The 26,998-nt window shown below is 57.0% G+C and carries 25 protein-coding genes; 8 read left to right on the top strand and 17 right to left on the bottom strand.

Features of this window, described 5'->3' with window-relative positions:
• Nucleotides 1–10: 10 nt before the first annotated feature.
• Together nudB and aspS are read right to left on the bottom strand one after the other, a co-directional pair.
• Nucleotides 11–445: a dihydroneopterin triphosphate diphosphatase gene (gene nudB / locus ABEH87_RS02540; RefSeq protein WP_346573629.1), complete on the bottom strand. Its 435-nt coding sequence runs from the start codon at nt 443–445 to the stop codon at nt 11–13.
• Nucleotides 445–2,232 (bottom strand): aspartate--tRNA ligase, encoded by a 1,788-nt coding sequence (aspS, locus tag ABEH87_RS02535; protein ID WP_346573628.1) that lies wholly within the window; start codon nt 2,230–2,232, stop codon nt 445–447. The genes nudB and aspS overlap by 1 nt, the downstream gene beginning before the upstream one ends.
• Before the next feature lie 311 nt (nt 2,233–2,543).
• Between aspS and ABEH87_RS02530 the strand changes: the two genes are divergently transcribed.
• The 5 genes from ABEH87_RS02530 (at nt 2,544) to cmoB (ending at nt 6,307) form a co-directional block, all read left to right on the top strand.
• The gene (locus ABEH87_RS02530) at nt 2,544–3,113 is read left to right on the top strand and encodes a hydrolase (protein WP_346573627.1); all 570 of its coding nucleotides are present in this window, start codon (nt 2,544–2,546) and stop codon (nt 3,111–3,113) included.
• 105 nt (nt 3,114–3,218) lie between these two features.
• A complete protein-coding gene (locus ABEH87_RS02525) occupies nt 3,219–4,043 on the top strand; it encodes a DUF72 domain-containing protein (protein WP_346573625.1) in 825 nt (274 codons plus the stop codon).
• A gap of 76 nt (nt 4,044–4,119) precedes the next feature.
• Nucleotides 4,120–4,515, top strand: a complete 396-nt coding sequence (locus tag ABEH87_RS02520; RefSeq protein ID WP_346573624.1) for an MAPEG family protein — start codon at nt 4,120–4,122, stop codon at nt 4,513–4,515.
• An 86-nt stretch (nt 4,516–4,601) separates the two neighbouring features.
• Nucleotides 4,602–5,342, top strand: a complete 741-nt coding sequence (gene cmoA, locus ABEH87_RS02515; RefSeq protein ID WP_346573622.1) for a carboxy-S-adenosyl-L-methionine synthase CmoA — start codon at nt 4,602–4,604, stop codon at nt 5,340–5,342.
• Nucleotides 5,339–6,307 (top strand): tRNA 5-methoxyuridine(34)/uridine 5-oxyacetic acid(34) synthase CmoB, encoded by a 969-nt coding sequence (gene cmoB, locus ABEH87_RS02510; protein WP_346574557.1) that lies wholly within the window; start codon nt 5,339–5,341, stop codon nt 6,305–6,307. Before cmoA ends, cmoB begins: the two co-directional genes overlap by 4 nt.
• 70 nt (nt 6,308–6,377) lie before the next feature.
• Here cmoB and ABEH87_RS02505 read toward each other — a convergent pair whose 3' ends face one another.
• A complete protein-coding gene (locus ABEH87_RS02505; RefSeq protein ID WP_346573620.1) occupies nt 6,378–7,214 on the bottom strand; it encodes a hypothetical protein in 837 nt (278 codons plus the stop codon).
• Nucleotides 7,215–7,410: 196 nt separating this feature from the next.
• Entirely contained in the window at nt 7,411–8,166 is a 756-nt protein-coding gene (cutC, locus tag ABEH87_RS02500; RefSeq protein ID WP_346573618.1) for a copper homeostasis protein CutC, read from the bottom strand.
• A gap of 100 nt (nt 8,167–8,266) precedes the next feature.
• Between cutC and ABEH87_RS02495 the strand changes: the two genes are divergently transcribed.
• Entirely contained in the window at nt 8,267–9,412 is a 1,146-nt protein-coding gene (locus ABEH87_RS02495; protein WP_346573616.1) for a PatB family C-S lyase, read from the top strand.
• Here ABEH87_RS02495 and ABEH87_RS02490 read toward each other — a convergent pair.
• Nucleotides 9,409–9,969 (bottom strand): VOC family protein, encoded by a 561-nt coding sequence (locus tag ABEH87_RS02490; protein ID WP_346573615.1) that lies wholly within the window; start codon nt 9,967–9,969, stop codon nt 9,409–9,411. The two genes, ABEH87_RS02495 and ABEH87_RS02490, sit on opposite strands and share 4 nt — an antisense overlap.
• A gap of 311 nt (nt 9,970–10,280) precedes the next feature.
• Between ABEH87_RS02490 and ABEH87_RS02485 the strand changes: the two genes are divergently transcribed.
• Together ABEH87_RS02485 and argS are read left to right on the top strand one after the other, a co-directional pair.
• Nucleotides 10,281–10,406, top strand: coding sequence for a hypothetical protein (locus ABEH87_RS02485; protein WP_346573613.1), 126 nt, complete (start codon nt 10,281–10,283; stop codon nt 10,404–10,406).
• 215 nt (nt 10,407–10,621) lie between these two features.
• Nucleotides 10,622–12,352, top strand: coding sequence for an arginine--tRNA ligase (gene argS, locus ABEH87_RS02480; protein WP_346573611.1), 1,731 nt, complete (start codon nt 10,622–10,624; stop codon nt 12,350–12,352).
• 62 nt (nt 12,353–12,414) lie between these two features.
• Here the strand turns inward: argS and ABEH87_RS02475 are convergent, their stop codons facing one another.
• The 12 genes from ABEH87_RS02475 to cheW form a co-directional block, all read right to left on the bottom strand.
• Nucleotides 12,415–12,807, bottom strand: coding sequence for a flagellar protein FlhE (locus tag ABEH87_RS02475; RefSeq protein ID WP_346573609.1), 393 nt, complete (start codon nt 12,805–12,807; stop codon nt 12,415–12,417).
• A complete protein-coding gene (flhA, locus tag ABEH87_RS02470) occupies nt 12,807–14,894 on the bottom strand; it encodes a flagellar biosynthesis protein FlhA (RefSeq protein WP_346573607.1) in 2,088 nt (695 codons plus the stop codon). The genes ABEH87_RS02475 and flhA overlap by 1 nt, the downstream gene beginning before the upstream one ends.
• Nucleotides 14,887–16,038: a flagellar biosynthesis protein FlhB gene (flhB, locus tag ABEH87_RS02465; RefSeq protein ID WP_346573605.1), complete on the bottom strand. Its 1,152-nt coding sequence runs from the start codon at nt 16,036–16,038 to the stop codon at nt 14,887–14,889. Before flhB ends, flhA begins: the two co-directional genes overlap by 8 nt.
• 256 nt (nt 16,039–16,294) lie before the next feature.
• Nucleotides 16,295–16,939: a protein phosphatase CheZ gene (gene cheZ, locus ABEH87_RS02460; RefSeq protein ID WP_346573603.1), complete on the bottom strand. Its 645-nt coding sequence runs from the start codon at nt 16,937–16,939 to the stop codon at nt 16,295–16,297.
• Between the two features lie 9 nt (nt 16,940–16,948).
• Nucleotides 16,949–17,338, bottom strand: coding sequence for a chemotaxis response regulator CheY (gene cheY / locus ABEH87_RS02455; protein ID WP_133841764.1), 390 nt, complete (start codon nt 17,336–17,338; stop codon nt 16,949–16,951).
• A 36-nt stretch (nt 17,339–17,374) separates the two neighbouring features.
• On the bottom strand, nt 17,375–18,424 hold the full coding sequence (locus tag ABEH87_RS02450) for a chemotaxis response regulator protein-glutamate methylesterase (protein ID WP_346573601.1): 1,050 nt from the start codon (nt 18,422–18,424) through the stop codon (nt 17,375–17,377).
• Nucleotides 18,424–19,296 (bottom strand): protein-glutamate O-methyltransferase CheR, encoded by an 873-nt coding sequence (gene cheR, locus ABEH87_RS02445; protein WP_346573599.1) that lies wholly within the window; start codon nt 19,294–19,296, stop codon nt 18,424–18,426. Before cheR ends, ABEH87_RS02450 begins: the two co-directional genes overlap by 1 nt.
• 78 nt (nt 19,297–19,374) lie before the next feature.
• Complete coding sequence (locus ABEH87_RS02440; RefSeq protein ID WP_346573597.1) at nt 19,375–20,931, bottom strand: methyl-accepting chemotaxis protein; 1,557 nt, start codon at nt 20,929–20,931, stop codon at nt 19,375–19,377.
• Nucleotides 20,932–21,033: 102 nt separating this feature from the next.
• Nucleotides 21,034–22,713 carry a methyl-accepting chemotaxis protein gene (locus tag ABEH87_RS02435; RefSeq protein ID WP_346573595.1) on the bottom strand — a complete coding sequence of 560 codons (1,680 nt, stop codon included), beginning with the start codon at nt 22,711–22,713 and terminating at the stop codon, nt 21,034–21,036.
• A gap of 115 nt (nt 22,714–22,828) precedes the next feature.
• Nucleotides 22,829–24,499, bottom strand: coding sequence for a methyl-accepting chemotaxis protein (locus ABEH87_RS02430; protein ID WP_346573593.1), 1,671 nt, complete (start codon nt 24,497–24,499; stop codon nt 22,829–22,831).
• Nucleotides 24,500–24,682: 183 nt separating this feature from the next.
• Nucleotides 24,683–26,353, bottom strand: a complete 1,671-nt coding sequence (locus ABEH87_RS02425; protein ID WP_346573591.1) for a methyl-accepting chemotaxis protein — start codon at nt 26,351–26,353, stop codon at nt 24,683–24,685.
• A gap of 142 nt (nt 26,354–26,495) precedes the next feature.
• Nucleotides 26,496–26,993: a chemotaxis protein CheW gene (gene cheW, locus ABEH87_RS02420; protein ID WP_062746338.1), complete on the bottom strand. Its 498-nt coding sequence runs from the start codon at nt 26,991–26,993 to the stop codon at nt 26,496–26,498.
• Nucleotides 26,994–26,998: the final 5 nt, after the last annotated feature.

The following is a 26,998-nucleotide window of genomic DNA, read 5'->3' as shown; positions in this document are numbered from 1 at the left end:
AAAACAATATTTAGTTTACAAATTCTTCAATTGCCTGGCGGTTACTCCAGGACTTAGTGAGCGCGGCGGCGGCCGGGGCATCCAGCCACTGAAAGGCCAGATGCTCGCTCAATGTGATATTGCACTGTGCGGGAAGCGCCAGGGTGAACCAGTGTTCCCGGTTATGGGTGATTTCCGGCGCATAGCGGTGGCGAAAGTGCGCAAAGATTTCGAATTCTATCTGACGCTGGCAGTCCACTAATGTGAGCTGCCCGGCGTTAATATCAATTCCCACCTCTTCCTGCACTTCCCGCTGCGCGGTCTGCGCCAGGCTTTCACCGGGCTCCTGGCTGCCGGTGACCGACTGCCAGAAATCCACATCATCCCGCCGCTGCAACATCAGCACCCGCCGGGTATCCAGGGCATAAATCACCACCAGTACCGAAACCGGATGCTTGAACGCCATTATTCGTTCTCTGACGGCTGATCTTTCACTTTTTTCACCACTTCAATGCCCAGCTCAGCCAGCGAGGCCGGGTTGGCAAAGTTCGGCGCTTCGGTCATCAGACAGGCCGCCGCAGTGGTTTTCGGGAAGGCGATCACGTCACGGATGTTATCAGTGCCGGTCAGCAGCATCACCAGGCGGTCAAGACCAAAGGCCAGACCCGCGTGCGGCGGTGTACCGAATTTCAGGGCATCCAGCAGGAAGCCGAACTTCTCACGCTGCTCGTGCTCGGCAATACCGAGAATGCCGAACACGGTCTGCTGCATCTGACCGTTGTGGATACGCACGGAACCGCCCCCCACTTCATAACCGTTGATCACCATATCGTAAGCGTTGGCAATCGCGGTTTCCGGCGCCTCTTTCAGCGCTTCCGGCGTCATATCCTTCGGCGCAGTGAACGGATGGTGCATCGCCGTCAGTCCACCTTCGCCGTCTTCTTCGAACATCGGGAAGTCAACCACCCACAGCGGCGCCCAGGCAGATTCATTGGTGATCTTCAGGTCACGGCCCAGCTTCAGACGCAGGGCACCCAGCGCATCGGCCACCACTTTCGCGCTGCCCGCACCGAAGAAGATGATGTCGCCGTCGGCAGCGCCGTTGCGCGCCAGAATCTCTTCGACAATATCAGCATTCAGGAACTTGGCGACCGGGCTGGCGACGCCTTCCAGGCCTTTGGCACGCTCGTTGACCTTCATCCAGGCCAGACCTTTCGCGCCGTAAATTTCAATGAACTTCGTGTAGTCGTCAATCTGCTTACGGCTCAGCTGTGCGCCACCCGGCACACGCAGGGTCGCGACGCGACCTTTGGCATCGTTCGCCGGGCCGGAGAACACGCTGAACTCAACGTCTTTCACCAGGTCAGCCACGTCCACCAGCTCCATCGGGTTACGCAGGTCCGGCTTATCAGAGCCGTAACGGCGCATTGCCTCTGCGAAGGTCATGGTCGGGAAATCGCCCAGCTCAACAGACTTCACCTCAACCCACAGATTGCGTACCAGGCGCTCCATGATTTCGCGCACCTGCGGTGCGGTCATAAACGAGGTTTCAACATCGATCTGGGTGAATTCTGGCTGACGGTCAGCGCGTAAATCTTCGTCACGGAAGCATTTGACGATCTGATAGTAGCGGTCGAAGCCCGACATCATCAGCAGCTGTTTAAACAGCTGGGGTGACTGAGGCAGCGCATAGAATTTGCCTTTATGGACGCGGCTCGGCACCAGGTAGTCACGGGCACCTTCCGGCGTGGCCTTGGTCAGCATCGGGGTTTCAATATCAAGGAAGCCGTGCTCATCCATAAAGCGGCGCACAAAGCTGGTAATTTTGGCGCGGGCTTTCAGACGGTTCGCCATATCCGGGCGACGCAGGTCAAGATAACGATACTTCAGACGCGCTTCTTCGCTGTTCGCCATGTTGGAGTCTAGCGGCAGCGGTTCGGAGCGGTTAATGATGGTCAGGTCGGTGGCGAACACTTCAATTTCACCGGTCGCCATATCGCTGTTTTTGTTCTTCTCATCACGCGCACGCACGGTGCCGGTGAGCTGAATGCAGAACTCGTTACGCAGCTCAGAAGCGCGCTGGAAAGCCTCCTGACGGTCCGGGTCGAAGAACACCTGAACAATGCCTTCACGGTCACGCATATCAATAAAGATCAGGCTGCCGAGATCGCGGCGGCGATTAACCCAACCGCACAGTGTCACTTGCTGGCCTACATGAGACAGATTGATCTGTCCACAATACTCAGTACGCATAACGATATCCTTTTAACTTCAGCGCTGCTGGCGCAGCTTTATGGTCAATATCCTGCTCTGAGGAGCGCTGCTGCCGCGAAAAATGGCTGCCATTATAATGGAAAATGGCTCACAGGATAAGTGCTGTCAGCGCGGGAAAATGGCAGAAAAACCTCAGGAAGTCCTCTCTCTGCATCAGATGGTTAACAAAACATCATCACCACGACATAACCGCTAACAAAACTCTCCCCTTTACCCACATCATTTTCATCGCACCAAAAGGCGGTTTCTTTGTATTCTCAACGATTTCCCACCCTCTCCCGGAGAATCTGATGTTGAAACTCAACCCTCACACCACCGCGCTGGTCCTGATCGACCTGCAGGAAGGTATTCTGCCGTTTGGTCAGGCCCCTCACGCCGCCGCTGAGGTGGTCAGCCGTTCGGCTACGCTGGCCGCCGCTTTTCGCGCTGTCGAAGCGCCCGTGGTGCTGGTACGCGTGGGCTGGTCAGCCAGCTTTGCTGAGGCCCTGAAACAGCCGGTGGATGCGGCTCACGCCGGTGGAGCACTGCCGGACAACTGGTGGGATTATCCTCAGGCGCTGAATGTGCAGGACAGCGATCTTCATGTCACCAAACGCCAGTGGGGCGCATTTTACGGCACTGACCTTGAGTTGCAGCTGCGTCGCCGCGGTATTGACACCATCGTGCTGGGTGGGATTGCCACCAATATCGGCGTGGAATCGACCGCACGTAACGCCTGGGAACTCGGCTTTAACCTGGTGATTGCCGAAGATATTTGCAGCACCGCCAGCGCAGAGCAGCATCAGGCCAGCATGGCGTGGATTTTCCCACGTATTGCACGGGTGCGTCAGACGGACGAGGTGATTGCCGCGCTGTCTTAACGTACCACCGACCGGAGGGAACCGGTCTCTTCCCCACGCTTCGCCTTGCGCTTCTCCGCCCGCTCACGTTAAAGTCGCCGGCAACTCACCCAACCAGGATAAGCGATGACCCCGCTGTATCTCGGCCTGCCGCAGTGGCAGCATCCGCAATGGAAAAAACTGGGGATGACCACCCTGGAAGATTATGCGCGTCACTTTAACTGCGTTGAGGGCAATACCACGCTGTATGCCCTGCCGCGCCCGGAGGTGGTGCAGCGCTGGCGGGCAATGACTCACGATGATTTCCGCTTCTGTTTTAAATTCCCGGCCACCATCAGCCACCAGGCGGCACTGCGCCAGTGCGGCGACCTCAGCGCGGAGTTTTTCAGCCTGCTGGCCCCGCTGGCCGACCGCATCGGTCAGTTCTGGTTACAGCTTCCTGCGGCGTTCTCTCCCGCCGATCTGCCCACACTCTGGGACTTCATTGCCACCCTGCCCGGTGAATTCCGCTATGGCGTTGAAGTCCGGCACCCGGCGTTTTTTGCCAAAGGCGGGGAAGAACAGGCGCTGAATCGCGGGCTGCATCAGCGCGGCGTCAACCGGGTGATCCTGGATACGCGTGGGGTACACAGTGCCATCCCGTCAACGGCGGCAATTACAGAAGCCCAGCGTAAGAAGCCAAAGCTGCCGGTCCATGCCGTCATGACGGCCGACGCGCCGATGATTCGCTTTATCGGCGGTGACGACACGGCTGCTAATCTGCGCTGGTTCGACGCCTGGCTTTCGCGCCTCCCTCAGTGGTGCGAAAGCGGCCAGCCGTGGCTGTTTATTCACACCCCGGACGTCGGCTTCGCCCCGGAGCTGGTGCGTGCACTCTGGCCCGCCTTGCAGCAGGCGTTACCCGGTGTCGGTGACGCGCCTGACTGGCCGCGTCAGGAGATGCTGTTTTGAAGCCACGGCAGGCGACAGCCTGGCGTTTCTTCGTTACCCTGTTCGGCAAGATAATTCTTACATCATGGAGTGAGAGATGGTCAGTGCGCTTTACGTGGTTCTCGGTACGCTGTTAATTCTTAAATTTTTACTTGATGTCGTGCGGTTACGTCGTCAGTACCGGGTATCAATTGGTGACGGTGGCGTGTCTGATTTACAGCTGGCTATCCGCATTCACGGTAACGCGGTAGAAAATATCCCCGTCGCCCTGTTTTTGCTGGTGATGATGGAGATGAACGGTGCCGATATCTGGATGCTGCATCTGCTGGGGCTGTTTTTCTTCTTTGGCCGTATAATGCATGCCCACGGCCTGCGCAGCCGCACCGTGCTGTGGCGTCGTAACGGAATGCTGCTTACTCTCCTGTCACTGGCAGGCATGGTGGTGGTTAATCTGCTTTTCCTGCCCTGGGACCTGGTTCTCGGCAGCGCCTGACCGCTCTCTGCTGGCAGAAAAGGTGCAGCCTGTCCCGCTTTCTGCCAGAATATGCCCTTTCCGTTAGCTTCCCCGGACTTACCACTATGTCTAACCGCGATACGCTGTTCTCCGCGCCGATTGCCAGACTGGGCGACTGGACGTTTGATGAGCGCGTTGCTGAAGTCTTTCCCGATATGATTCAGCGTTCCGTGCCCGGCTATTCCAACATTATTTCAATGATTGGCATGTTAGCCGAGCGCTTTGTTCAGCCCGACTCCAGGGTTTACGATCTCGGCTGCTCGCTGGGCGCGGCCACCCTGTCGGTACGGCGCAACATTCAGGTGCCCGGCTGTCAAATCATTGCCGTCGATAACTCCCCGGCCATGGTCGAACGCTGCCGCCGCCATCTTGATGCCTTCCGCGCCGACACGCCGGTAGAGGTGATCGAAGCTGATATTCGTCAGATCCCGATCGAAAATGCCTCTCTGGTGGTGCTGAATTTCACCCTGCAGTTCCTGGCCCCCGAAGAGCGCCAGCAGTTGCTGAATACTATCTTTCAGGGTCTGCGGCCTGGCGGCGCCCTGGTGCTGTCGGAGAAATTCAGCTTTGCTGACGCCGACGTCGGTGAACTGTTGTTTAATATGCATCACGACTTTAAACGTGCCAACGGCTACAGCGAACTGGAGATCAGCCAGAAGCGCAGCATGCTGGAAAACGTGATGCTGACCGACAGCGTGGAAACACACAAACAACGTCTGCACACGGCCGGTTTTCAGCATGCCGAGCTGTGGTTCCAGTGTTTTAACTTTGGCTCTCTGGTGGCCTTAAAAGCAGGTCAACCCTGATGGATTTCGGAAATTTTTATCAACTTATTGCCAAAGGCCCGCTTTCACACTGGCTGGAAACCCTGCCTGCGCAGATCGCCACCTGGCAGCGCGAAGCCCTGCACGGCCACTTCAAAAACTGGGACCGCGCGGTGGAATACCTGCCTGCCCTGACCCCGGAAACGCTGGACCTGCTGCACGGCGTGACCGCCGACAGCAACCAATTGTCTGCCCGCCAGCGCGACGGCATTGAAAAGCTGCTGCGCAATCTGATGCCGTGGCGTAAAGGGCCGTTCTCCCTGTACGGCGTGAATATCGATACGGAATGGCGCTCAGACTGGAAGTGGGAGCGGGTTCTGCCGCATATCTCGCCGCTGGCCGGGCGTACCGTGCTGGACGTCGGCTGCGGCAGCGGTTACCACATGTGGCGTATGCTGGGCGCAGGCGCTAACCTGGTGGTGGGCATCGATCCGATGCAGCTGTTCCTCTGCCAGTTTGAGGCGGTACGCAAGCTGCTGGGCAACGACCAGCGGGCGCACCTGCTGCCGCTGGGCATTGAGCAGCTGCCGGAGCTGAAAGCCTTCGATACCGTGTTCTCTATGGGCGTGCTTTACCACCGTCGCTCCCCGCTCGACCATCTTTTCCAGCTGAAAAACCAGCTGGTCAGCGGCGGTGAGCTGGTGCTGGAAACGCTGGTGGTTGAAGGGGACGATCTGCAGGTGCTGGTGCCGGGCGAACGCTACGCTCAGATGCGTAACGTTTACTTCATTCCTTCCACCGGCGCGTTAAAAAACTGGCTGGAAAAGTGCGGTTTCGTTGACGTGCGTATTGCCGATTACTCGGTGACCAGCACCGACGAACAGCGCCGCACCAGCTGGATGACCAGTGAGTCGCTGGCCGAGTTCCTCGACCCGAATGACCCGACAAAAACGGTGGAAGGCTACCCTGCCCCGCTGCGCGCCGTGCTAATTGCGACGAAGCCTTAAATCTTCCTGAACATAGTGCTAAGAATTCAGGGCCAGCCGTCAGGCCGGCTCTGTCTTGCGGGCGTGGTGCCTATTCCCAGTATTCATAGCGGTAGGCCGCTGTGATATTGCGGCGGATAATGCCGCCAGGATAAACCTCCATCTCACGCGAATAGCTCAGCGTGCAGTTTCCCTCGTCATCCCAGAGCTGGCACTCAATCTGATTCGTCATGCTGTTCATGGGCGTATCAGAACGGATATTCATCACTAATTCGCGCTCGTCCTTATCATAGGCCCACGTCATTTTTTGCCCGTCAGTATCCAGGGCCAGCAGGTGATTTTTGTTATTCCAGCGGTAGATAGATACGCCATTAGTGCTGGGGTCTGTACCGCGCGCAACGCTGCGGATCAGCCGCGACTGGCGGTCGAAAAAGTGCGTGGTTTCCGTGAAGCCGTCTTCGCCTTTTAAGGTAAAGGTGTCGGTAGCGCTGACAATCCTGCCGCGTCGGTCGGTGCGATAATGCGTCGTCCCCTGCTTGTCATTGATCACCGTTTCCTTACCGTTACGCTGGTCGGTAACCGAAATCGTATAGCTGGAAAGCCAGCCATCGTAGACGTGTTCAATGCTCTGCACCACCCTGACCTGGAAGCTGCCTTCTTGCTTGTCAAAGCGGATGTCGGCGTGTTGCAGCACCCCACAGCGATCAAACTCGCCGATCATGCGTTTTTGCTGGTCAACATCCTTGCCAAACTCACCGAGGACAAACTGTTTGACGGGTCCTCTGGCCGTTCCCCCCAGCATCAAGATGCTGTTATTGTTGTTGATCTGCTGATAGCCCGCGACGCAATCCGTCGCTGCCTGCGCAGCCGGAGCCAGCAGCAAAACCAGCGTTGCCATCAGAGTTAAACCAGGTAGCTGAATATTCATCACGACTCTCATGACAAATGAAGAAGATGGTGCAGTGTAGAATTTTTTCAGGTCGCCATGCACTAACTACCCGTTCCGGAAGCAAAAAAAACCCCAACCAAAGTCGCTGGGGTCTGGTACTTGCAAACATCACGTCACCGATCGGCGTGCTGCGCGGCAAAATCGTTTGATTGGGAGCTCAGGAAACGACCCCCTGTCAGGCTACTTTCACCGGCGCGCCGAGCGACATCACACTTTTCATCGCGGCGACCACATCACCATCCACGCAGGAGCGGCTGAACTCGTCATTATCCGTCTCTGAACACATCGAGACGCCTGCTTTACGGTAACGCATCGGTGAAGGAATACGCTGGCTGGCAGAGCTGTGCAGCTCCAGCAAACCCGCGTCGATAAACTTTTGAACATTGCTCATGCGCACACCCGCGCCTGCCATAACGGTTAGACCACGGGCCATGCGGTTAAGTTCCCTGAGCAAAGGTAATCCGCTTTCAGCGCTCTGCTGCTGACCGGAGGTTAAAATGCGTGCCACCCCCAAATCCGTCAGCTGTTTCAGCGCGGTCAGTGGATTATGGCAAAGGTCAAAGGCGCGGTGAAACGTGACCGCCATTCCCTGGCACTGCTGCATCACCTGCGTCATACGCGGCATATCAATGTGGCCGTCAACATCCAGTATCCCAATCACCAGACCGGGAAAGCCCTGCTCACGGATAAAATCGATATCCGATTTCATCAGTTCAAATTCAATATCGCTGTAGCAAAAATCCCCGCCGCGCGGGCGCACAATAGGGTGAACCGGGATCCCGACGCGACGACGCGCAGCGATCAGCGCGCCCGCCGACGGGGTCAGCCCCCCTTCAGTCGGTGCGGAGCAAAGCTCAACGCGGTCAGCCCCCGCCCGCTCTGCGGTGACGGCACACTCCACTCCGTAGCAGCATATTTCCAGTTTTCGCATCCCATCCTCCGGTTTATCACTGCTGGCTGGTTGTTTATTTCAATGCCGATGATTAGTCTGATCGGTATTGCAGGTATTTATTTTAACGGGAATCATCATCATGGCATTCAATTTCGACCAACGGATAGACCGCCGTCACAGCGATAGCCTGAAATGGAGAAAATATGGTGATCGGGATATCCTTCCGTTATGGGTTGCTGATACCGATTTTCGCGTAGCTGACTGTATTACCGAAGCATTACAGACGCGCGTCTCACACGGAATCTTTGGTTACGGTGTGCCACCACAGGCCTTTACCGAGGTGGTTATCGAGCGGATGCTGACGCGCTATAACTGGCATATCCAGCCCGAGTGGCTGGTATTTTTGCCGGGCGTGGTGACCGGCCTGAACCTGTGCGTTCGGGCGTTCACCGCGCCAGACGAAGGGACCGTAGCGCCAACGCCAATTTATCCCCCTTTCCACCAGGCAGCAAAACTGGCTGGCCGCGCCCAGCTCAGCGCCCCTCTTCAGCTTCAGCAACAGCGCTGGGTGGTGGATTTTGACACGCTGGAAGGCGAACTGACCGGGCGTGAAAAATTGCTGCTGCTCTGCAACCCACAGAATCCCGGCGGCACGGTTTATCGTCGTGAGGAGCTGGAAGCCCAGTTGCGCTTCGCCCGCCGCCACGACCTGGTGGTCTGCTCTGATGAAATACACTGTGACCTGCTGCTGGAAGAGGGGGTCGAACACATCCCGTTTGCCAGCCTGAGCGAAGACGCAGCCCAGCGCTCCGTGACCCTGCTGTCACCGTCAAAAAGCTTCAACATTGCCGGGCTGGGCGCGTCGCTGGCAATCATTCCTAACCCTGAGTTACGCGCACGTTTCAACCGTGAACGTAAAGGTCTGGTGCCGGATGTGGATGTGCTGGCGTTTGTTGCCGCCACGGCCGCATGGCGCGACGGGCAACCGTGGCTGGACGCGCAGCTGGCGTATCTGCGCAGTAACCGCGACGCTCTGGCCCAGCACGTTAACAAACTCCCCGGCCTCAGCATGGCGTCACCGGAAGGCAGCTATCTGGCCTGGATTGATGCCAGCAGGTTAAACGTGGCCAGCCCGGCGCTGTTTTTTGAAAAACACGGGCTGGGATTCTCGCCAGGGCGGGATTTTGGCAACGATAAGTTCATTCGTTTCAATTTTGGCTGCCAGCGCGCGCTGCTCGATGAAGCCCTGCGCCGCATGACGCTGGCGCTGGCTATCGGCCGCTAGCTTTCGCTCTCCACAATCTCTTTCAGGCTCCACGGATGGAACTTGATGGTGACCTGCCCGTCCGTGACGGCCAGCGTCGGGTTCGGCAGGCGTTCGCCCTGTCCCTGCGGGGCGCTGGTTTTCACCGAGATACCCGGCTGCGTCAGCCCCTCGTCACCCATCAACGCCAGCGCCCGCGCACCAAGCGTCTGCTCGTCCCCGCGCAGCACCACTTCAATATGCTCCCAGCCTTCATGACGATACAGGCGCTGCCCCGGCCACGGCAGTTCGATCACGCTGATGTTCCAGGGCCCCACCGCCAGCGGTGTGGTTAATTCAAACAGGGCAATCGGACGGCCGGCAATTATCTTCTCCGAGAACAGCGAACCGCAGCGTAACAGCCCCTGCTTCCAGCGCTCTGCAGTGGTGTTCTGATGGCACCTGACGGCAATGTGGTCCACCTCCAGATCGTCCAGCGCAAGGTCTAAACGCTGCGCCAGTTGGTTAAGGGAATGTAAAAAGCGCGGTAAATCATTAACCAGATCGCTTAATTCTTCTGCATTTTTGATGCCTGACATCCTGAAATCCTTCACTTACAGTAATTTATCTTATCAATGATACTTAACCCGTACATATTTGAAGACCAGATTATTTGATGGAAACCCCCGTATTAATCAGAATTAATCATATTAATTGCCTGTTTAGCCGCTGTGTTATCCAGTATTCGCTGGTTCAGTACCAGAGGTTTTTTTAGAAAACGGCCTTTAACTTTCTGTTTTAGTTTAGTTAAATTTATACAATGCGACAATTCCTAAATCCCTGGGCGTACATTGTACGCTATTCTGCTTTCTTATAGATTTGTCCCGACCATCAACACAAGGAAAGCTCAATGCTTATGTTATTACTTGTCGCCGTACTGATTGCGATGATGGGGTTTGCTATTTTACGCCACTGGAAGGTACGGAATGGAAAAACGACGGTGGCCAGCCCGCACCGGCCGCAGCGTCGCCGCTAGTCTGATTACGTGGAAAAGACCTTCCCCCTCTGTTTTCCACGCCTGACTCACAAGTTATCCAGGCGCTCAGGTTCCTGGATAACTTGTCCCTAAATGCAGTATACTTTTCCCCTTCTTTTTTAAGCGCTGCGCCATGAGTGAATCTCACTTTGACGGCGGCGGCGTGGCAATGGCCTTTGCCAGCGTGCAGGCTTTCAAAAAATTAAGGTAACTCGGTGAATATTCAGGCCCTTCTCTCAGAAAAAGTCAGTCAGGCGATGATCGCAGTGGGTGCTCCGGCAGATTGCGAGCCTCAGGTGCGCCAGTCGGCAAAAGCGCAATTTGGTGATTACCAGGCCAACGGTATGATGGCCGTGGCGAAAAGCCTGGCAATGCCACCGCGACAACTGGCCGAAAAAGTGCTGGAGCAGCTGGACCTCACCGGTATTGCGCAAAAAGTTGAAATTGCCGGCCCCGGCTTTATCAATATCTTCCTCGCCCCTGAGTGGCTCTCCACCCAGATAGACAGCGTGCTGGCAGCCCCTAAACTGGGCGTGGCACCCGTTGAACCGCAGACGGTGGTCATCGACTACTCTGCCCCGAACGTGGCGAAAGAGATGCACGTCGGTCACGTGCGTTCCACCATCATTGGTGATGCGGCGGTCCGTACCCAGGAGTTCCTCGGCCATCACGTCATCCGCGCTAACCACGTCGGGGACTGGGGCACCCAGTTCGGCATGCTGATTGCCTTCCTGGAAAAACAGCAGAACGAACAGCACGGAGACATCGCGCTTGCGGACCTGGAAGCCTTCTACCGTGAAGCCAAACGCACCTATGACGAAGACCCGGCGTTTGCCGAGCGCGCGCGCGGTTACGTGGTGAAACTGCAGGGCGGCGACGAGTACTGCCGCAAGATGTGGAAAAAGCTGGTCGACATTACCATGTCGCAGAACCAGATCATTTATGACCGCATGAACGTGACCCTGACGCGCAACGACGTGATGGGTGAAAGCCTGTACAACGACATGCTGCCGGGCATTGTCGCCGACCTGAAGGCCAAAGGCCTGGCGGTAGAGAGCGAAGGTGCCACCGTTGTCTTCCTGGATGAGTACAAAAACAAGGACGGCGACCCGATGGGCGTCATCATCCAGAAAAAGGATGGCGGCTACCTCTACACCACCACCGATATCGCCTGCGCTAAATATCGCTACGAAACCCTGAAAGCCGACCGCGTGCTTTACTACATTGACTCACGCCAGCATCAGCACCTGATGCAGGCCTGGACCATCGTGCGTAAAGCGGGCTATGTGCCGGACAGCATTCCGCTGGAACACCACATGTTCGGCATGATGTTGGGTAAAGACGGCAAGCCGTTTAAAACCCGTGCCGGTGGGACGATTAAACTCTCTGACCTGCTGGATGAGGCCATTGAACGCGCCACGGCCCTGGTTGCGGGCAAAAACCCTGACATGCCTGCCGACGAGCTGAAAAAGCTCGCCAGTATTGTCGGTATCGGCGCGGTAAAATACGCCGACCTGTCGAAAAGCCGCACCACGGACTACATCTTTGACTGGGACAATATGCTGGCGTTTGAAGGCAACACCGCGCCGTATATGCAGTACGCCTATACCCGCGTGCTGTCGGTGTTCCGTAAAGCCGGGATTGATGAACATGGCATCAGCGGCGTGACCGCTATCCGCGAAGAGCGTGAAGCCGCACTGGCCGTTCGCCTGTTGCAGTTTGAAGAGACCATTACTCAGGTGGCGCGCGACGGTACGCCGCACGTGATGTGTGCTTATCTGTACGATCTGGCGGGGTTATTCTCCGGCTTCTACGAGCACTGCCCGATCCTCAGTGCCGAAGACGATGCGACCAAACAGAGCCGCCTGCGTCTGGCGCTGCTAACGGCCAAAACCCTGAAGCAGGGTCTGGATACGCTGGGAATTGAAACCGTAGAACGTATGTAATATCTGCAGGGGCCGACCGGAACAAAAGGTCGGCCACTACACATACACAGATTGATGGGTATCTACTGGTAATTCACCATCACTTCATTGCTCACCACGTGTACCACCGGAAACACCCGCCCTTTCCCTTCAACCTGATAGATAAAGCGTAACGTTTCTCCGGCAGCGACGTGGGTCAATCCGCGCGTGGAACCGCTGGCACCTTCGATCGGTACGCAGCGATTCCCGGAGCACAGCCGCACCTGTAACCCTGCCGGCGCTGGCGCGCTCAGCGTGTAGCGCCAGATCACTTCAGTCATCTCTCCGGCAACAGGCTGCGGCGGCGTCAGCGGCCGCGATGATGCCTGTACGCCCCGGTTTGGCAGTGACGGGCCGCTGGCGCTGGCGTGCCAGCCACCGTCGGCGGCCTGGCAAAACCCCGGCAGAGCCAGCATCAGCCACGCTAGCGCTTTCATCAATGGCCTCCGATCGTTGAAGTCATACGAATATTGCGGTTGTCGGTCAGTTCCATATTTGAGATCACCATCAGCTGCGGCAGCGAACGACGCAGGAAGCGCGCCAGCAGCGCACGCAGCGGATGGTTCACCAGCAGCACCGGTGGGGCACCCAGCCCTTCCTGATGTTGCAGCGCCGTCTGCGCCTGGGCCAGCAGACGGTCAGCCAGCCCCGGCTCCAGGCCACCACCGCCCTGCAGAGCCTGCAACAGCAGGCGCTCAAGCGTGGCGTCCAGTCCAATAACCTGTACTTCGCCTTGACCAGGGAACCACTGCTGCGTAATGGCACGACCCAGCGCCACACGAACTACCGAGGTCAGTTCCTGAGGGTCGGTTTGCACTGAGGCATGTTCTGCCAGTGTCTCAATAATCGTGCGCATATCGCGAATAGAGACGCGTTCGGCCAGCAGATTCTGCAGGACTTTGTGCAGCGTGGTCAGGGTGATCACGCCGGGGATCAGGTCTTCCGTCAGCTTCGGCATTTCCTGCGTCACGCGGTCCAGCAGCTGCTGTGCTTCCTGGCGGCCAAACAGCTCGCTGGCGTACTGACCAATCAGATGGTTCAGGTGGGTCGCGACCACGGTGCTCGCTTCCACAACCGTGAAGCCCTGGATCTGCGCCTGCTCTTTCAACGCACTGTCGATCCAGATAGCTTCCAGGCCAAAGGCCGGGTCTACCGTCGCTTCACCCGGCAGCGTACCGGCCGCCGTACCTGGGTTGATTGCCATCCAGCGCCCCGGATAGGCATCACCGCTGCCAATCTCCACGCCTTTCATCAGAATACGGTAGCGCGCCGGGGTGAGATCCATATTGTCGCGGATGTGAACCACCGGGGGCAGGAAGCCCATCTCCTGGGCAAATTTCTTACGAATACTGCGGATACGCCCGAGCAGTTCCCCGTCCTGGGCGCTGTCGACCATCGGGATCAGGCGATAGCCCACCTCCATGCCCAGCGAATCTTCCAGCTGCACATCGCCCCAGGTCGCTTCAACGCTGGCGGCGGTTTCCGGCTGCTTCATCAGCGTCTGCGGTACAGCCGCCTCTTTCGGCTTCATCTCTTTGCCACGGACCCACCAGGCCAGCCCCAGCAGGGCCGCGGTAAACAGCAGGAACACCAGATTTGGCATACCCGGCACCAGACCGAGCAGACCGAGCACCCCGGCGCTGAGCATCATAACGCGCGGGTTGTTAAACAGCTGGCCCACCATCTGCTCACCGACGTCCTGGTCAGTGCCGACGCGGGTGACGATCACACCCGCCGCCGTCGAGATGACCAGCGCAGGGATCTGGGCCACCAGGCCGTCACCGATGGTCAGCAGCGTGTAGGTTTCGGCCGCATGGCCCGCATCCATCCCGTGCTGCACCACGCCCACCAGCAGGCCGCCGATCACGTTAATGATCATAATCATGATGCCGGCGACGGCGTCGCCGCGCACGAACTTACTGGCACCGTCCATCGAACCGTAGAAATCAGCTTCCTGGGTGACGTCAGAACGGCGCTTCTTCGCTTCCTCTTCGCCAATCAGCCCGGCGTTAAGGTCGGCGTCAATCGCCATCTGTTTACCCGGCATCCCGTCGAGTACAAAGCGCGCGCCAACTTCCGCAATACGCCCGGCACCCTTGGTGATAACCATAAAGTTGATGATAACGAGGATCACGAACACCACGATACCGATGGCGAAATTACCGCCGACAAGGAAGTGGCCAAACGCTTCTACCACCTGACCGGCCGCAGCGGCACCGGTATGGCCCTCCATCAGAATAATACGCGTGGAGGCGACGTTCAGCGCCAGACGTAATAAGGTGGAAAACAGCAGGATGGTCGGAAACGCGGCGAACTCCAGCGTACGCTGGGTGAACATCGCCACCAGCAGCACCATGATCGACAGCGCAATGTTAAAGGTAAACAGCAGGTCGAGAATAAACGGCGGTAACGGCAGCACCATCATCGACAGGATCAGCAGGATCAGGATCGGCCCTGCAAGGACTTTCCACTGCGTGTCTTTAAAGTTGCCGGGTAGGCGAAGTAAAGCGGCCAGATTAGCCATCAGATTTTTGTTCTCCAGCGAAGTCCAGCGCTTCCGGCACCGGCAATTTAACAGGTCGTTTCGGGATCAGACCGCCTTCCACCTTCCAGCGGCGCAGTTGCCATACCCAGGCCAGCACTTCGGCAACGGCTGCGTACAGCGTGCCGGGAATATGCTGACCAATTTCACTGTGGCGGTAGAGCGCACGCGCCAGCGGCGGCGCTTCGAGAATGGGAATGCGGTGCTCTTTCCCCAGCTCACGAATACGCAGCGCAATGTCTCCTGCGCCTTTCGCCAGCACTTTTGGTGCGCTCATTTTTTTCTCGTCGTACTGCAAAGCGACCGCATAGTGGGTCGGGTTGGTGACAATGACATCCGCTTTCGGCACATCCTGCATCATGCGGCGTCGGGCCGCAGCGCGCATCTGCTGACGTATGCGCCCCTTAACATGCGGGTCGCCTTCCTGCTGTTTATGCTCGTCCATAATATCCTGACGAGACATACGTAAATTCTTGAAGTAACTGTAGAGCTGGAAGAAGACGTCGAAGCCCACCATCGGGGAGAGCCCCAGCACCACCAGCACGCTGCACATGGCAATCATATTCAGCGATCCAGCCAGGGCGGTGATCGGTGACTCGCTGACCAGACGCAGCATCTCAGCCCAGTGGTGCCAGATATAAAGCCCGGTCACAATGCCGACCAGCGTGGCTTTCAGTACCGCTTTCAGCAGCTCGGCCGCCGACTGCGCCGACACCAGTTTGGCCAGGCCTTTAATCGGGTTCATCTTGCCTGGGTCGAATTTAATCGACTTACCGCTAATCACCAGGCCACCCAGCAACATCGGTGCGGCAATCGCCATCACCACCAGGCCGAACATCATCGGCAGCACGGCCAGCACCGCCTGCAACAGCAGATTGGCCAGCTGACGCAGCATCTGAGTGGTATCACTGACCATCGAGTGATTAAACACCAGACCATCGGCCAGCAGCGCACCCAGTTTACGTCCCATCCATTCACCACCGACCCACAGAATCGACAGTCCGGTCACCAGCATCAGAATCGATGTCAGCTCGCGCGATCGCGGAATTTGCCCTTCTTCTCGTGCTTTTTCAAGTCGATGGGCCGTGGGGGACTCTGTTTTTTCCTCATCACTATCCTGAGACACGCGGGCAAACCTTCAGTACGGAATGACTGAGGGTAGAATGCCAAATTCGCGCAGGGGTAATGCCACGAGTAAACGTGTAAATAGGGGGCTATTTGCGGAATGGGAAAAGCAGTCACTATACCCAAAATAATTCGGGTTGCAGCAAGGTGGCAAAAACTCTGGTCGGTGATTCGGGTGAACGAATGTCGCCAACGCACCTGCAGCTGGAAGTATCAAGGATATAAAGGGGGCGAAAAGGTTCCGCCCCCCCTTGATATCAGAATCCGAGGCTGTCCAGCAGGTCGTCGACCTGATCCTGGCTGGCCACCACATTCGGAGCCGCAGCGTTAATCTGCGGACCGTTCAGCAGGCTGTCGGTATCTTTTTTCACGCGCATACTCTGGTCTGGAATGTTCTCCATGAGGACCGTCAACAGCTGACGCTCGATCTCCTGAATCACATCCATCATACGTTTAATCACCTGCCCGGTCAGGTCCTGGAAATCCTGAGCCATCATGATTTCCATCAGCTGGGCGTTGGTGAAACCTGTATGTTCCGGTACTTCGCTGAGATAGCCACGAGTATCCGAAACCAGCGAGCGGGCATCCGACAGTTCGATAGGGTTTTCAAACCACTCATCCCAGCGAACTTTCAGCGCTTTCGCCCCACTCTCCATCACTGTCTGACGGGGCTGAGCTGCCTCGACGCAGTTTAACGCACGTTCTGCCGCCTGGCCGGTCATTTGAATCACGTAATCAAGGCGATCGCGGGCATCTGGGATCGCCTCTGCCGCTTCTGCGATAGCCTGATCAAGGCCTAACTCACGCAGACTGTCGCGCAACATCCGCGTCAGTGAACCAATTTTAGAGATAATGTCCTGCGCTGAAGCTGCATCAACATTTGGTTTCGGAATAGTGTTCATCTCAGCTCCTTACATACCCAGTTTTTCGAAGATCTTACCTAACTTCTCTTCCAGGGTAGCCGCTGTGAATGGTTTAACGACATAGCCGCTGGCACCCGCCTGTGCAGCCGCAATAATGTTCTCTTTCTTCGCTTCTGCCGTCACCATCAGCACCGGCAGCTTGCTCAGCGCACCGTCGGCGCGGATGGTTTGCAGCAGTTGCAGACCATCCATATTGGGCATGTTCCAGTCAGAAACCACGAAGTCGAAACCGCCGGCACGCAGCTTGTTCAGCGCGTCCACACCGTCTTCTGCCTCTTCAACGTTGTTGAAACCCAGCTCTTTCAGAAGGTTACGGACGATACGACGCATCGTGTTGAAGTCGTCTACCACCAGAAACCGCATATTTTTGTCAACCATACCTACTCCCGTAATATGTAGCCCGCGAGGACCGCGTTAGATACGCAACGCCTGTCCGGCGCTAATTTTTGCCAGCATATGCTGGCTGATTTGGTGAAGATCCACCACCTCACTGGCTCCCCCGAGGGCGATTGCCTCTCGTGGCATGCCAAATACGACACAGCTCGCTTCGTTCTGGGCAATAGTCCAGGCACCGGCTTTATTCATCGCCAGCAACCCGGCAGCACCATCATTGCCCATGCCGGTCAGGATCACGCCGACGGCGTTACGACCGGCAAACTGCGCCACTGAGTTAAACAACACATCAACCGACGGTTTATGACGATTAACCGGCGGCCCGTCATTCAGTTTGACCTGATAGTTCGCCCCGCTGCGCGTCAGCTCCATATGCATGGCGCCCGGTGCGATATACGCATGACCCGGCAGAATACGTTCGCCGTCTTCGGCTTCCTTCACCGTGATCTGACACAGTTTGTTCAGACGCTCGGCAAACGATTTGGTGAAACCCGGTGGCATATGCTGAGTGATTAACAGCGCCGGGCTGGTCGCCGGTAACGGCTGCAGCACATGGCGGATCGCTTCGGTTCCGCCCGTAGACGCGCCAATGGCGATCAGCTTTTCACTACTCAGCAGCGGCCCGGCTTTTAACATCACCGGAGCCGGTTGCGGCCCGCGCGTGTTCAGACGGGCGCGGGATGCAGCACGCACTTTATCGGCAATCATCTGGCTGTAGGCCAGCATCCCTTCGCGGATCCCCAGCGAAGGTTTAGTGACGAAATCTACCGCCCCCAGCTCCAGCGCCCGCAGCGTAATCTCGGAGCCTTTACCGGTCAGCGAGGAGACCATCACCACCGGCATCGGGCGCAGACGCATCAATTTTTCCAGAAAATCGAGGCCATCCATCCGCGGCATTTCAACATCCAGCGTCAACACGTCCGGGTTAAACTGCTTGATTAAATCCCGTGCTACCAATGGGTCCGGTGCTGATGCCACCATTTCCATATCGGCATGACTGTTGATAATTTCGGTCATTAACTGACGCATCAACGCCGAATCATCAACGCACAACACTCTGATTTTACTCATTATCTTTCCTTAGTCAGTCCATAGACCGTCTGGCCACGCAGATAAAATTCTTTGCTAATCTGGCTGAAATTTTCTGAGTGACCGGCAAAGAGCAGCCCGCCTGGTTTCAGTAACGGAACAAAACGCCGTAAAATCTTTTCCTGAGTTTCTTTATCGAAATAGATCATTACGTTGCGGCAGAAAATCACATCAAACTGTCCCGGAAGTGCCCAGTCATTGGCCAGCAGATTCAGCTGGGCAAAGGTCACCATATTGGCCAGTTCCGGCCGGGCACGGACCATGCCCTCGTGGGGGCCTGTTCCGCGCAGGAAATAGCGTTGCAGCTGCTGTGGAGAGAGCGTGCGCAGCTCCTCCTGGCGATAAACACCCGCCAGCGCTTTTTCCAGTACCTGAGTATCAATGTCGCTGGCATGGATCTGGAATTTACCCGGTCCGGTACCCAGCGTTTCTGCCAGCGTCATGGCGATTGAATAAGGTTCTTCACCGGTTGACGCCGCCGCACACCAGACGCTGTAATTGCCTGTGCGGCGCTTCGCATGCTCGGCCAGAATCGGGAAGTGATGCGCTTCGCGGAAAAAAGCCGTCAGGTTGGTGGTCAGGGCGTTAACAAACGCCTGCCACTCGGCGCTGTTAGGGTCATTTTCCAGCAGTGCCATATAGCGACCGAAATCATCGATATTCAGCATCCGCAGCCTGCGCACCAGGCGGTTATAAACCATTTCTCGCTTGTGATCGGCGAGAACGATGCCAGCTCGCTGATAAATCAACTGACTGATACGCTTAAAATGCGTATCGGATAACGGCAGGCGCTGCACCATCTGTGACAGCAGCGTTGCGTTTTCCGGTGGAGCTAACAACGTCGATTTCTTCATGTAGCCATCCTGCAAAGCGCGGATAAAATATTATTAGGTTTCTCGTTCCCGTCAGCCCGGAGGTCGGGGGACCGCTATTTACTCGGCACGCTCATCCAGCGCGAAACGGCGAACTGCAGTAGTCAGATAGTCTGCCTGGGCTTCCAGTGCACCAGTGGCTGCCGCGCCCTCTTCAACAAGCGCAGCGTTCTGCTGGGTCACCTGGTCCATCTGGCTGACGGCCAGTGCAACCTGCTCAATACCGCGTCGCTGCTCATCGCTGGCGGCGGCAATTTCGCCCATAATGCCGTTCACCCGGTTAACCGACTGAACAATTTCTTCCATCGTTTCCCCGGCCGACGCTACCTGCTGCGCCCCCTGGTCCACGCGGCTGACTGACTCTTCAATCAGCTGTTTGATCTCTCTGGCGGCCTGCGCGCTGCGCTGGGCCAGATTGCGCACTTCACCGGCGACCACGGCAAAGCCACGGCCCTGTTCTCCGGCGCGCGCCGCTTCCACTGCGGCATTCAGCGCCAGAATATTGGTCTGGAAGGCAATGCCGTCAATGACGCTGGTGATATCTGCAATCTTTTTCGAGCTGCCGGCAATCGCATTCATGGTGGTGACCACATTGCCGGTCAGCGTTCCGCCTTTATGTGCGGTGGCGGAGGCTTCGCGTGCCAGATCGGAGGCCTGACGGGCGTTGTCCGCATTGGCGGAAACGGTCGCCGTCAGCTGTTCCATGCTGGCTGCCGTCTGTGCCAGTGACGCCGCCTGTTGTTCCGTCCGCGCTGAGAGGTCGTTATTGCCGGCGGCGATCTCCTGAATACCGGTCTGCATTGCGCGGCTGCCGTCGCGCACATCGCGCACCGTGGAAGCCAGCGCGTGCTGCATATGTTGCAGGCTGCTGAACAGCTGACCCAGTTCATTACTGCTGCCCGCTTCCACTTCACCGTTCAGATCGCCGGAGGCGATGCGTTCAAAGTGGTTGCGCATCCGCGCCAGCGGGGCAATCAGCGCCTGCCTTGCCCACCACAGTCCGGCCAGCGTCACTATAAGTGACAACGTCACTGACAGGGCAAAAATCACCTTCGACTGGAAATAGAAACCTTTACTGGCCGCACCAGCATGGTCGCGCAGTTCATCGATGTGTTTCATCCAGCGGCTGTACTGCACTTCGAATTTGTCCTGCTTACCCTGGGTGGGTGAGTCAAGGAATGCCTGCAGCTGATTGTTCTGCAGGAAAGCGATCAGCTGTGCCAGTTCGCCGTAATAGACGTCATAGGCGGCGACGATCTCTTTCTCTAATGCCTGCCCTTCGGGCGTTACCATCGGAATGGCTTTGAATACGTTGAACGCTTTGTCGGCCTGACTCAGGTCGGCTTGCGCTTTGGTCATCAGGCTGATCACCTTGTCGCGTGGCACATTGAGCGCGGCGCGGGTTCCCGCCCGGCTCAGCGTCACACGGGCGCTCAGCAGTGCAGCCCAGCTTTCACCCAGCGCATCGCGCTGGTCACCGCTAATCTCTACCTGATGAATATTATCGGCATCGAGGCGAAACGAGTTGAACGACAACCCGCTGGCGACGATCTGCATCAGACAGAACACGCCGAGCAGCGCAATAATGGTGCCAGATATACGTAAACGACCTAACATTGCACTCTCCCCGGAACGGCTGCCTGAAGCAGGCAACAAATAATGGTTTTTATTATCGGGCCGCCCGTTAAGCGGGCTGACCCTTTATCACAATCAACAGACTCAGAAGGTTTCCCAGTTATCATCTGACTTGCTGGCCGGAAGTGCTTTACGCGGTGCAGACGGTGCGGTCAGCAAGGGAGAAATCTGGCCCCTGTTGTTATTAACGGCCGCAATCACGTTTTCTTTACGAATTCGGAACACGGCAACGGCCTGAGTCAGACGACTTGCCTGATCTTCGAGCGATGCTGCCGCCGAAGCCGACTGTTCCACCAGCGCCGCGTTCTGCTGGGTGACACGGTCCATTTCGTTAACAGCGGTGCCCACCTGGTCAATACCGCGGCTCTGCTCATCGCTGGCAGAGGCAATTTCGCCCATGATGTCGGTAACGCGGGTGACCGCACTGACGATATCTGTCATGGTTTCCCCGGCGCTTTGCACCAGCACGGAGCCGGTATCAACGCGCGACACCGAGTCTTCGATCAACCCTTTAATTTCTTTAGCCGCCTGCGCGCTGCGCTGGGCAAGGTTACGCACCTCTCCCGCCACCACGGCAAAGCCACGACCCTGCTCTCCGGCCCGCGCTGCCTCTACCGCTGCGTTCAGCGCCAGAATGTTGGTCTGGAAGGCAATCCCGTCGATGACGCTGATAATGTCGGCAATCTTTTTCGAACTGCCGGCAATGTCATTCATGGTTTTCACCACGCCATCCACCACTTTTCCACCCTTCTGCGCGGTTTCTGACGCGCTGAGCGCCAGCTGTGACGCCTGACGGGCGTTTTCGGCGTTCTGCTTCACGGTCGAGGTAAGCTGCTCCATGCTGGCCGCCGTCTCCTGCAGGGCAGACGCCTGCTCTTCGGTGCGCGAGGAGAGATCGTTATTTCCGGCGGCGATTTCGCTGGCCCCGGTATAGATGGCGTCTGAACCATCGCGGACATCGCTCACGGTTTTAATCAGCTCCTGCTGCATATGCTGCAGGCTGGCCGCCAGCTGGGCCATTTCATTGCGCCCTTCCACCTCAATTTTCTGCGTCAGATCGCCGCTGGCGATATGACGAATATGGTCGATACTGGATTTCAACGGACGCAGCAGGATCTGGTGGATCCCGGTCCAGACCGTGGCAATGATGATCACCGAGACCAGCAGAATGGTCAGCAATACCCAGATGGCACGCTGATAGGCGCTCTCATTCTGTGCCGAACCGGCCGCCAGCATGGCATCGGTATTTTTCAGCCAGACGTTGTAGGCCTGCTCGAAGCCGTTCTGGAAACCCGTAGTGGGCTGATCGACGAAGCCTTTAAAGTCACCGCTGGTCAGCATCTGAATCAGCTCGGTTAAGGCCGCGTGCAGAATCTTGTAGTTGTCATTCACGCCCTGCACGTGGGGCAGATTAACCACCTCCGGCGGCAGCTCTTTATTGTATTCGTTGAACTGCTCTTCCGCGGTCGCCAGCTGGGTTTTCGCCAGTGCGACCAGGTCAGCAACGGTGGATCCCGTTCCCTGACCTTTCTCATCCAGCAAATAACGTGTTGCGGCGCGATTAAGGGTGTTGCGGGTTTGTACCAGCGCTATCCATGCAGAGGTCAGATTGGCCTGCTCCCGGCGAATCTGCTGTGTCAGGCTGAAGTTTTCTTTATCCCCTTTCAGAGACTGAAAAAACAGGCCGCCAGAAATTAACTGCAATGAACCAAATATTACCAGGACCAGCACCAGGCTGGTCACCACTTTCATACTCTTGAACATACCTTTCCCCAGTTGGATAGCTACTGCTCTGTTTTATCGGCAATCACGGGGGGATCTTTACCTGCTAATGCAGATAAACGGGAAAGGAAGGGGCCGGGCATGCCCGGCCCGGCGATCAGAACGTTTCCCAGTGGCTGTCCGACGCGGAGGTCGCAGCCGCCTGCGGTGGACTTAATGCGGCCACTTTCAGCTGTGGACGCTTCAGCGGGGCCGGGGCCACACTGCCCTGACGGGCAATACGGAACACCGCCACCGCCTGCGTCAGACGACTGGCCTGATCTTCAAGCGATGCCGCCGCCGAAGCCGACTGTTCCACCAGCGCCGCGTTCTGCTGGGTGACGCGGTCCATTTCGTTAACGGCGCTGCCTACCTGGTCAATACCGCGGCTCTGCTCATCGCTGGCAGAGGCAATTTCGCCCATGATGTCGGTGACGCGGGTGACCGCGCTGACGATATCATTCATGGTTTCCCCGGCACTTTCTACCAGCACCGAGCCGGTATCAACGCGCGACACCGAGTCTTCGATCAGCCCTTTAATTTCTTTAGCCGCCTGCGCGCTGCGCTGGGCAAGGTTACGCACCTCTCCCGCCACCACGGCAAAGCCACGCCCCTGCTCTCCGGCCCGCGCTGCCTCTACCGCCGCGTTCAACGCCAGAATGTTGGTCTGGAAGGCAATGCCGTCGATGACGCTGATAATGTCGGCAATCTTCTTCGAACTGCCGGCAATCTCATTCATGGTTTTCACCACGCCATCCACTACTTTTCCGCCCTTCTGCGCGGTTTCTGACGCGCTGAGCGCCAGCTGTGACGCCTGACGGGCGTTTTCAGCGTTCTGCTTCACGGTCGAGGTGAGCTGCTCCATGCTGGCCGCCGTTTCCTGCAGGGCAGACGCCTGCTGCTCGGTGCGCGAGGAGAGATCGTTATTTCCGGCGGCAATTTCGCTGGCACCGGTATAGATGGCGTCAGAACCGTCACGCACCACGCTGACCGTGCGGATCAGCTCATCCTGCATATGCTGCAGGCTGGCCGCCAGCTGGGCCATCTCATTGCGCCCTTCCACGTCGATTTTCTGCGTCAGATTGCCACCAGCTATGCGGCGGATATGCTCAATACTGGACTGAAGGGGGCGCAGCAGAATATGGCGGATACCGCTCCAGACGGCACAAATCACCAGCAGCGAGATAACCAGCACAATGCCGAGTATCCACACCGCCTGGCCGAAAGCACGCAGGTTTTCTTCTGCTCCGGCTGCGGCCTGGGCGTCATTTTTTGCCAGCCACGCGTCATAGGCATGCGCAAAACCGTCCTGATATCCCTGCGTCGGCTGGTCGAAGAATTCGTTAATTTTCCCGGCATTCATCAACTGAATAAGTTCACTCAGTGCCGTATGCAGAATCTGATAGTTTTGCTGAATAGCCTGCACGTTATCGGCGGTTTTCCCCTCTTCTGACAGACGGGAATTCCACAGGGCGTAGTTTTTTTCCGCCAGGGTCAACTGCCCCTGAGCCTGACCCAGCAGCTGTTTCACCGCATCGCTGATGCCATCGCGGTTCGCATCCAGCGTAAAGCGGATGCCGGAACGGTTGAGGGTGTTACGCGCCTGAATCAGCGCAATCCAGGACTGGTTAAGAGCGGACTGTTGCAGACGAAGCTGTTGCGAGACGGCGAAGTTATCTTTATCGCCTTTCAGGGCCTGGAAGAACAGACCCCCTGTGATGAGCTGTAATGAACCGAAAAACACCAGTACCAGAATCAGGCTGGTGACGACCTTCATACGCTTAAACATAATGTTCCTTATTAGTCAGTTGGCGCTGCTGTTATCGGCAGGCCAACCCGGATCTTTATGTCGTTTTTACCGCAGTAAGGCAGTCAGTTATCTGGCTGGTGTGTGATTATCCACGATGAAATGGTTGCACTGCGTGACCGTGCGGCGGGTTGACCTTTGCGTCAACCCGCCGTATGGCCCGGATTAGAACGTTTCCCAGTGGCTGTCCGACGCGGATGTGGCCGCAGCCTGCGGTTTACTCAATGCCGCCGCTTTCAGCACCGGGCGCTTCAACGGAGCCGCGGCCACACTGCCCTGACGGGCAATGCGGAACACCGCGACGGCCTGCGTCAGACGACTGGCCTGATCTTCCAGAGACGCCGCTGCCGACGCAGACTCTTCCACCAGCGAGGCGTTCTGCTGCGTCACACGATCCATCTCGGTGACGGCGGTGCCAACCTGATCAATCCCGCGACTCTGCTCATCGCTGGCGGAGGCAATTTCACCCATGATGTCGGTCACGCGGCTGACCGCATTGACGATATCCGTCATGGTATCCCCTGCCGTAGCGACCAGCGCTGAACCGCTGTCAACGCGCGCCACTGAATCTTCAATCAGTCCTTTAATTTCCTTTGCTGCCTGCGCGCTGCGCTGCGCAAGGTTACGCACTTCACCCGCCACCACGGCAAAACCACGGCCCTGTTCACCGGCGCGCGCGGCTTCTACTGCGGCATTCAGCGCCAGAATATTGGTCTGGAAGGCAATACCGTCGATCACGCTGGTAATATCAGCAATTTTCTTCGAACTGCCGGCAATGTCGTTCATGGTATTCACCACGCCATCGACCACCTGGCCACCCTTACGGGCAGTGACGGAGGCGTTCAGCGCCAGCTGTGAGGCCTGACGGGCATTTTCAGCATTCTGTTTTACCGTCGCGGTCAGCTGCTCCATGCTGGCAGCGGTCTGTTCCAGTGAGGCAGCCTGCTCTTCGGTTCGTGCCGAGAGGTCATTATTGCCGGCAGCAATTTCGCTGGCACCGGTATAAATCGCGTCAGAGCCGTCACGCACAACGCTGACGGTTTTCACCAGCGACTGCTGCATATCCAGCAGGCTGGAGGCCAGCTGGGACATTTCATTACGACCGGTGACTTCGATATTTTTCGTCAGGTCACCCCCTGCAATATCGCGAATGTGAGCAATGGTCGCCTGCAGCGGACGGATCAGAATATTACGCAGACCAAACCAGCACAGAATAATCAGCGCCACCACCAGCAGCATCACGCCTGCGATGGTCCACAGCATATTGACGTAGGCTTTCTGGTTCTGCTCGGCACCCTTCGCGCTCAGCTGGTTCTGCAGGTTGCGCCATTCGGTGTAAACGCCCTGCATGGCGATCTGTTTCTTCTCAATATTCTGTTTGAACATCGCGTCCAGCTGTTTGTTTTCCATCTGCTGGGTCATGGCCTCGAGCGCGCGCACGTAATCGTCATAGCGCTGCTGAAGACGTTCGGTCAGCTGCGGGTCGATACCCGGCGTCGCTGGCGTCGCCTGGAACGCATCATACGATTTCTGTGCGGCCACCAGCTGCTGTTTAGCCTGAGCGCTTAGTGTGCTCAGTGAAGCGCTGCTTCCGCTGTTGGCGGCTTCGCTCTGGATGCGCAGCATGCCGCGGTTGAGTGTGATGCGCGTCTGGTTAAGCGTAACCCAGGCGTCGGTGAAGAGAGAGACGTTATCATTGGCCGTTTTGGAAACGGCAAAGCTGTTTTTATCGTGCGTCAGCGCGTTGATAAACAGGCCGCCGGCCGCCAGTTGTAAAATGCCGAAAATTAACAGCACCAGAATCAGGCTGGTGACGACTTTGATACGCGTGAACATAAGTAACCCTTGATGTAAGAAATGGAATAACACTGGGGGGTATCGGTTAGCTGTCGGGGATCTTTATGTTGCGGGGAGTTAAATAACTAAAAGAGGCAGAATCATGATAAAGGGCGGATCGTTGATCCGCCCTTTTCCGTTTTTATGCGCTACGCAGCGTATCCATCAGCGCCATCTCTTCGCTGCTCAGCAGCTTTTCGATGTCAACCAGGATCAGCATTCGCTCGCCGAGCGCGCCAAGACCAGTCAGATACTCGGTAGACATGGTCACCGCGAACTCCGGGGAAGGACGGATCTGATCCTGCGTCAGTGACAGCACATCAGACACGCCATCCACCACGATACCCACCACGCGCTGTTCCAGATTCAGCACAATCACCACGGTGTTGTCGTTATAGACCACGCCCGGCTGTGCGAATTTGATGCGCAGGTCGATAATCGGCACGATCACGCCGCGCAGGTTAGTCACACCCTTAATAAACGCCGGGGTGTTAGCAATACGCGTTACCTGGTCGTATCCGCGGATTTCCTGAACTTTCAGGATATCAATCCCGTACTCTTCGTCACCCAGCGTAAACACCAGGAACTCCTGACCCACGGTTTCGCCGGCGAGTTTAGTGACAGTGGCCATTCCAGTCATAATTC

Source organism: Erwinia sp. Eh17-17, assembly GCF_039675725.1.
GTDB lineage: Bacteria > Pseudomonadota > Gammaproteobacteria > Enterobacterales > Enterobacteriaceae > Erwinia.
Note: the sequence above shows the minus strand (reverse complement) of the source record. Positions and strands in the feature narration are given on the sequence as shown.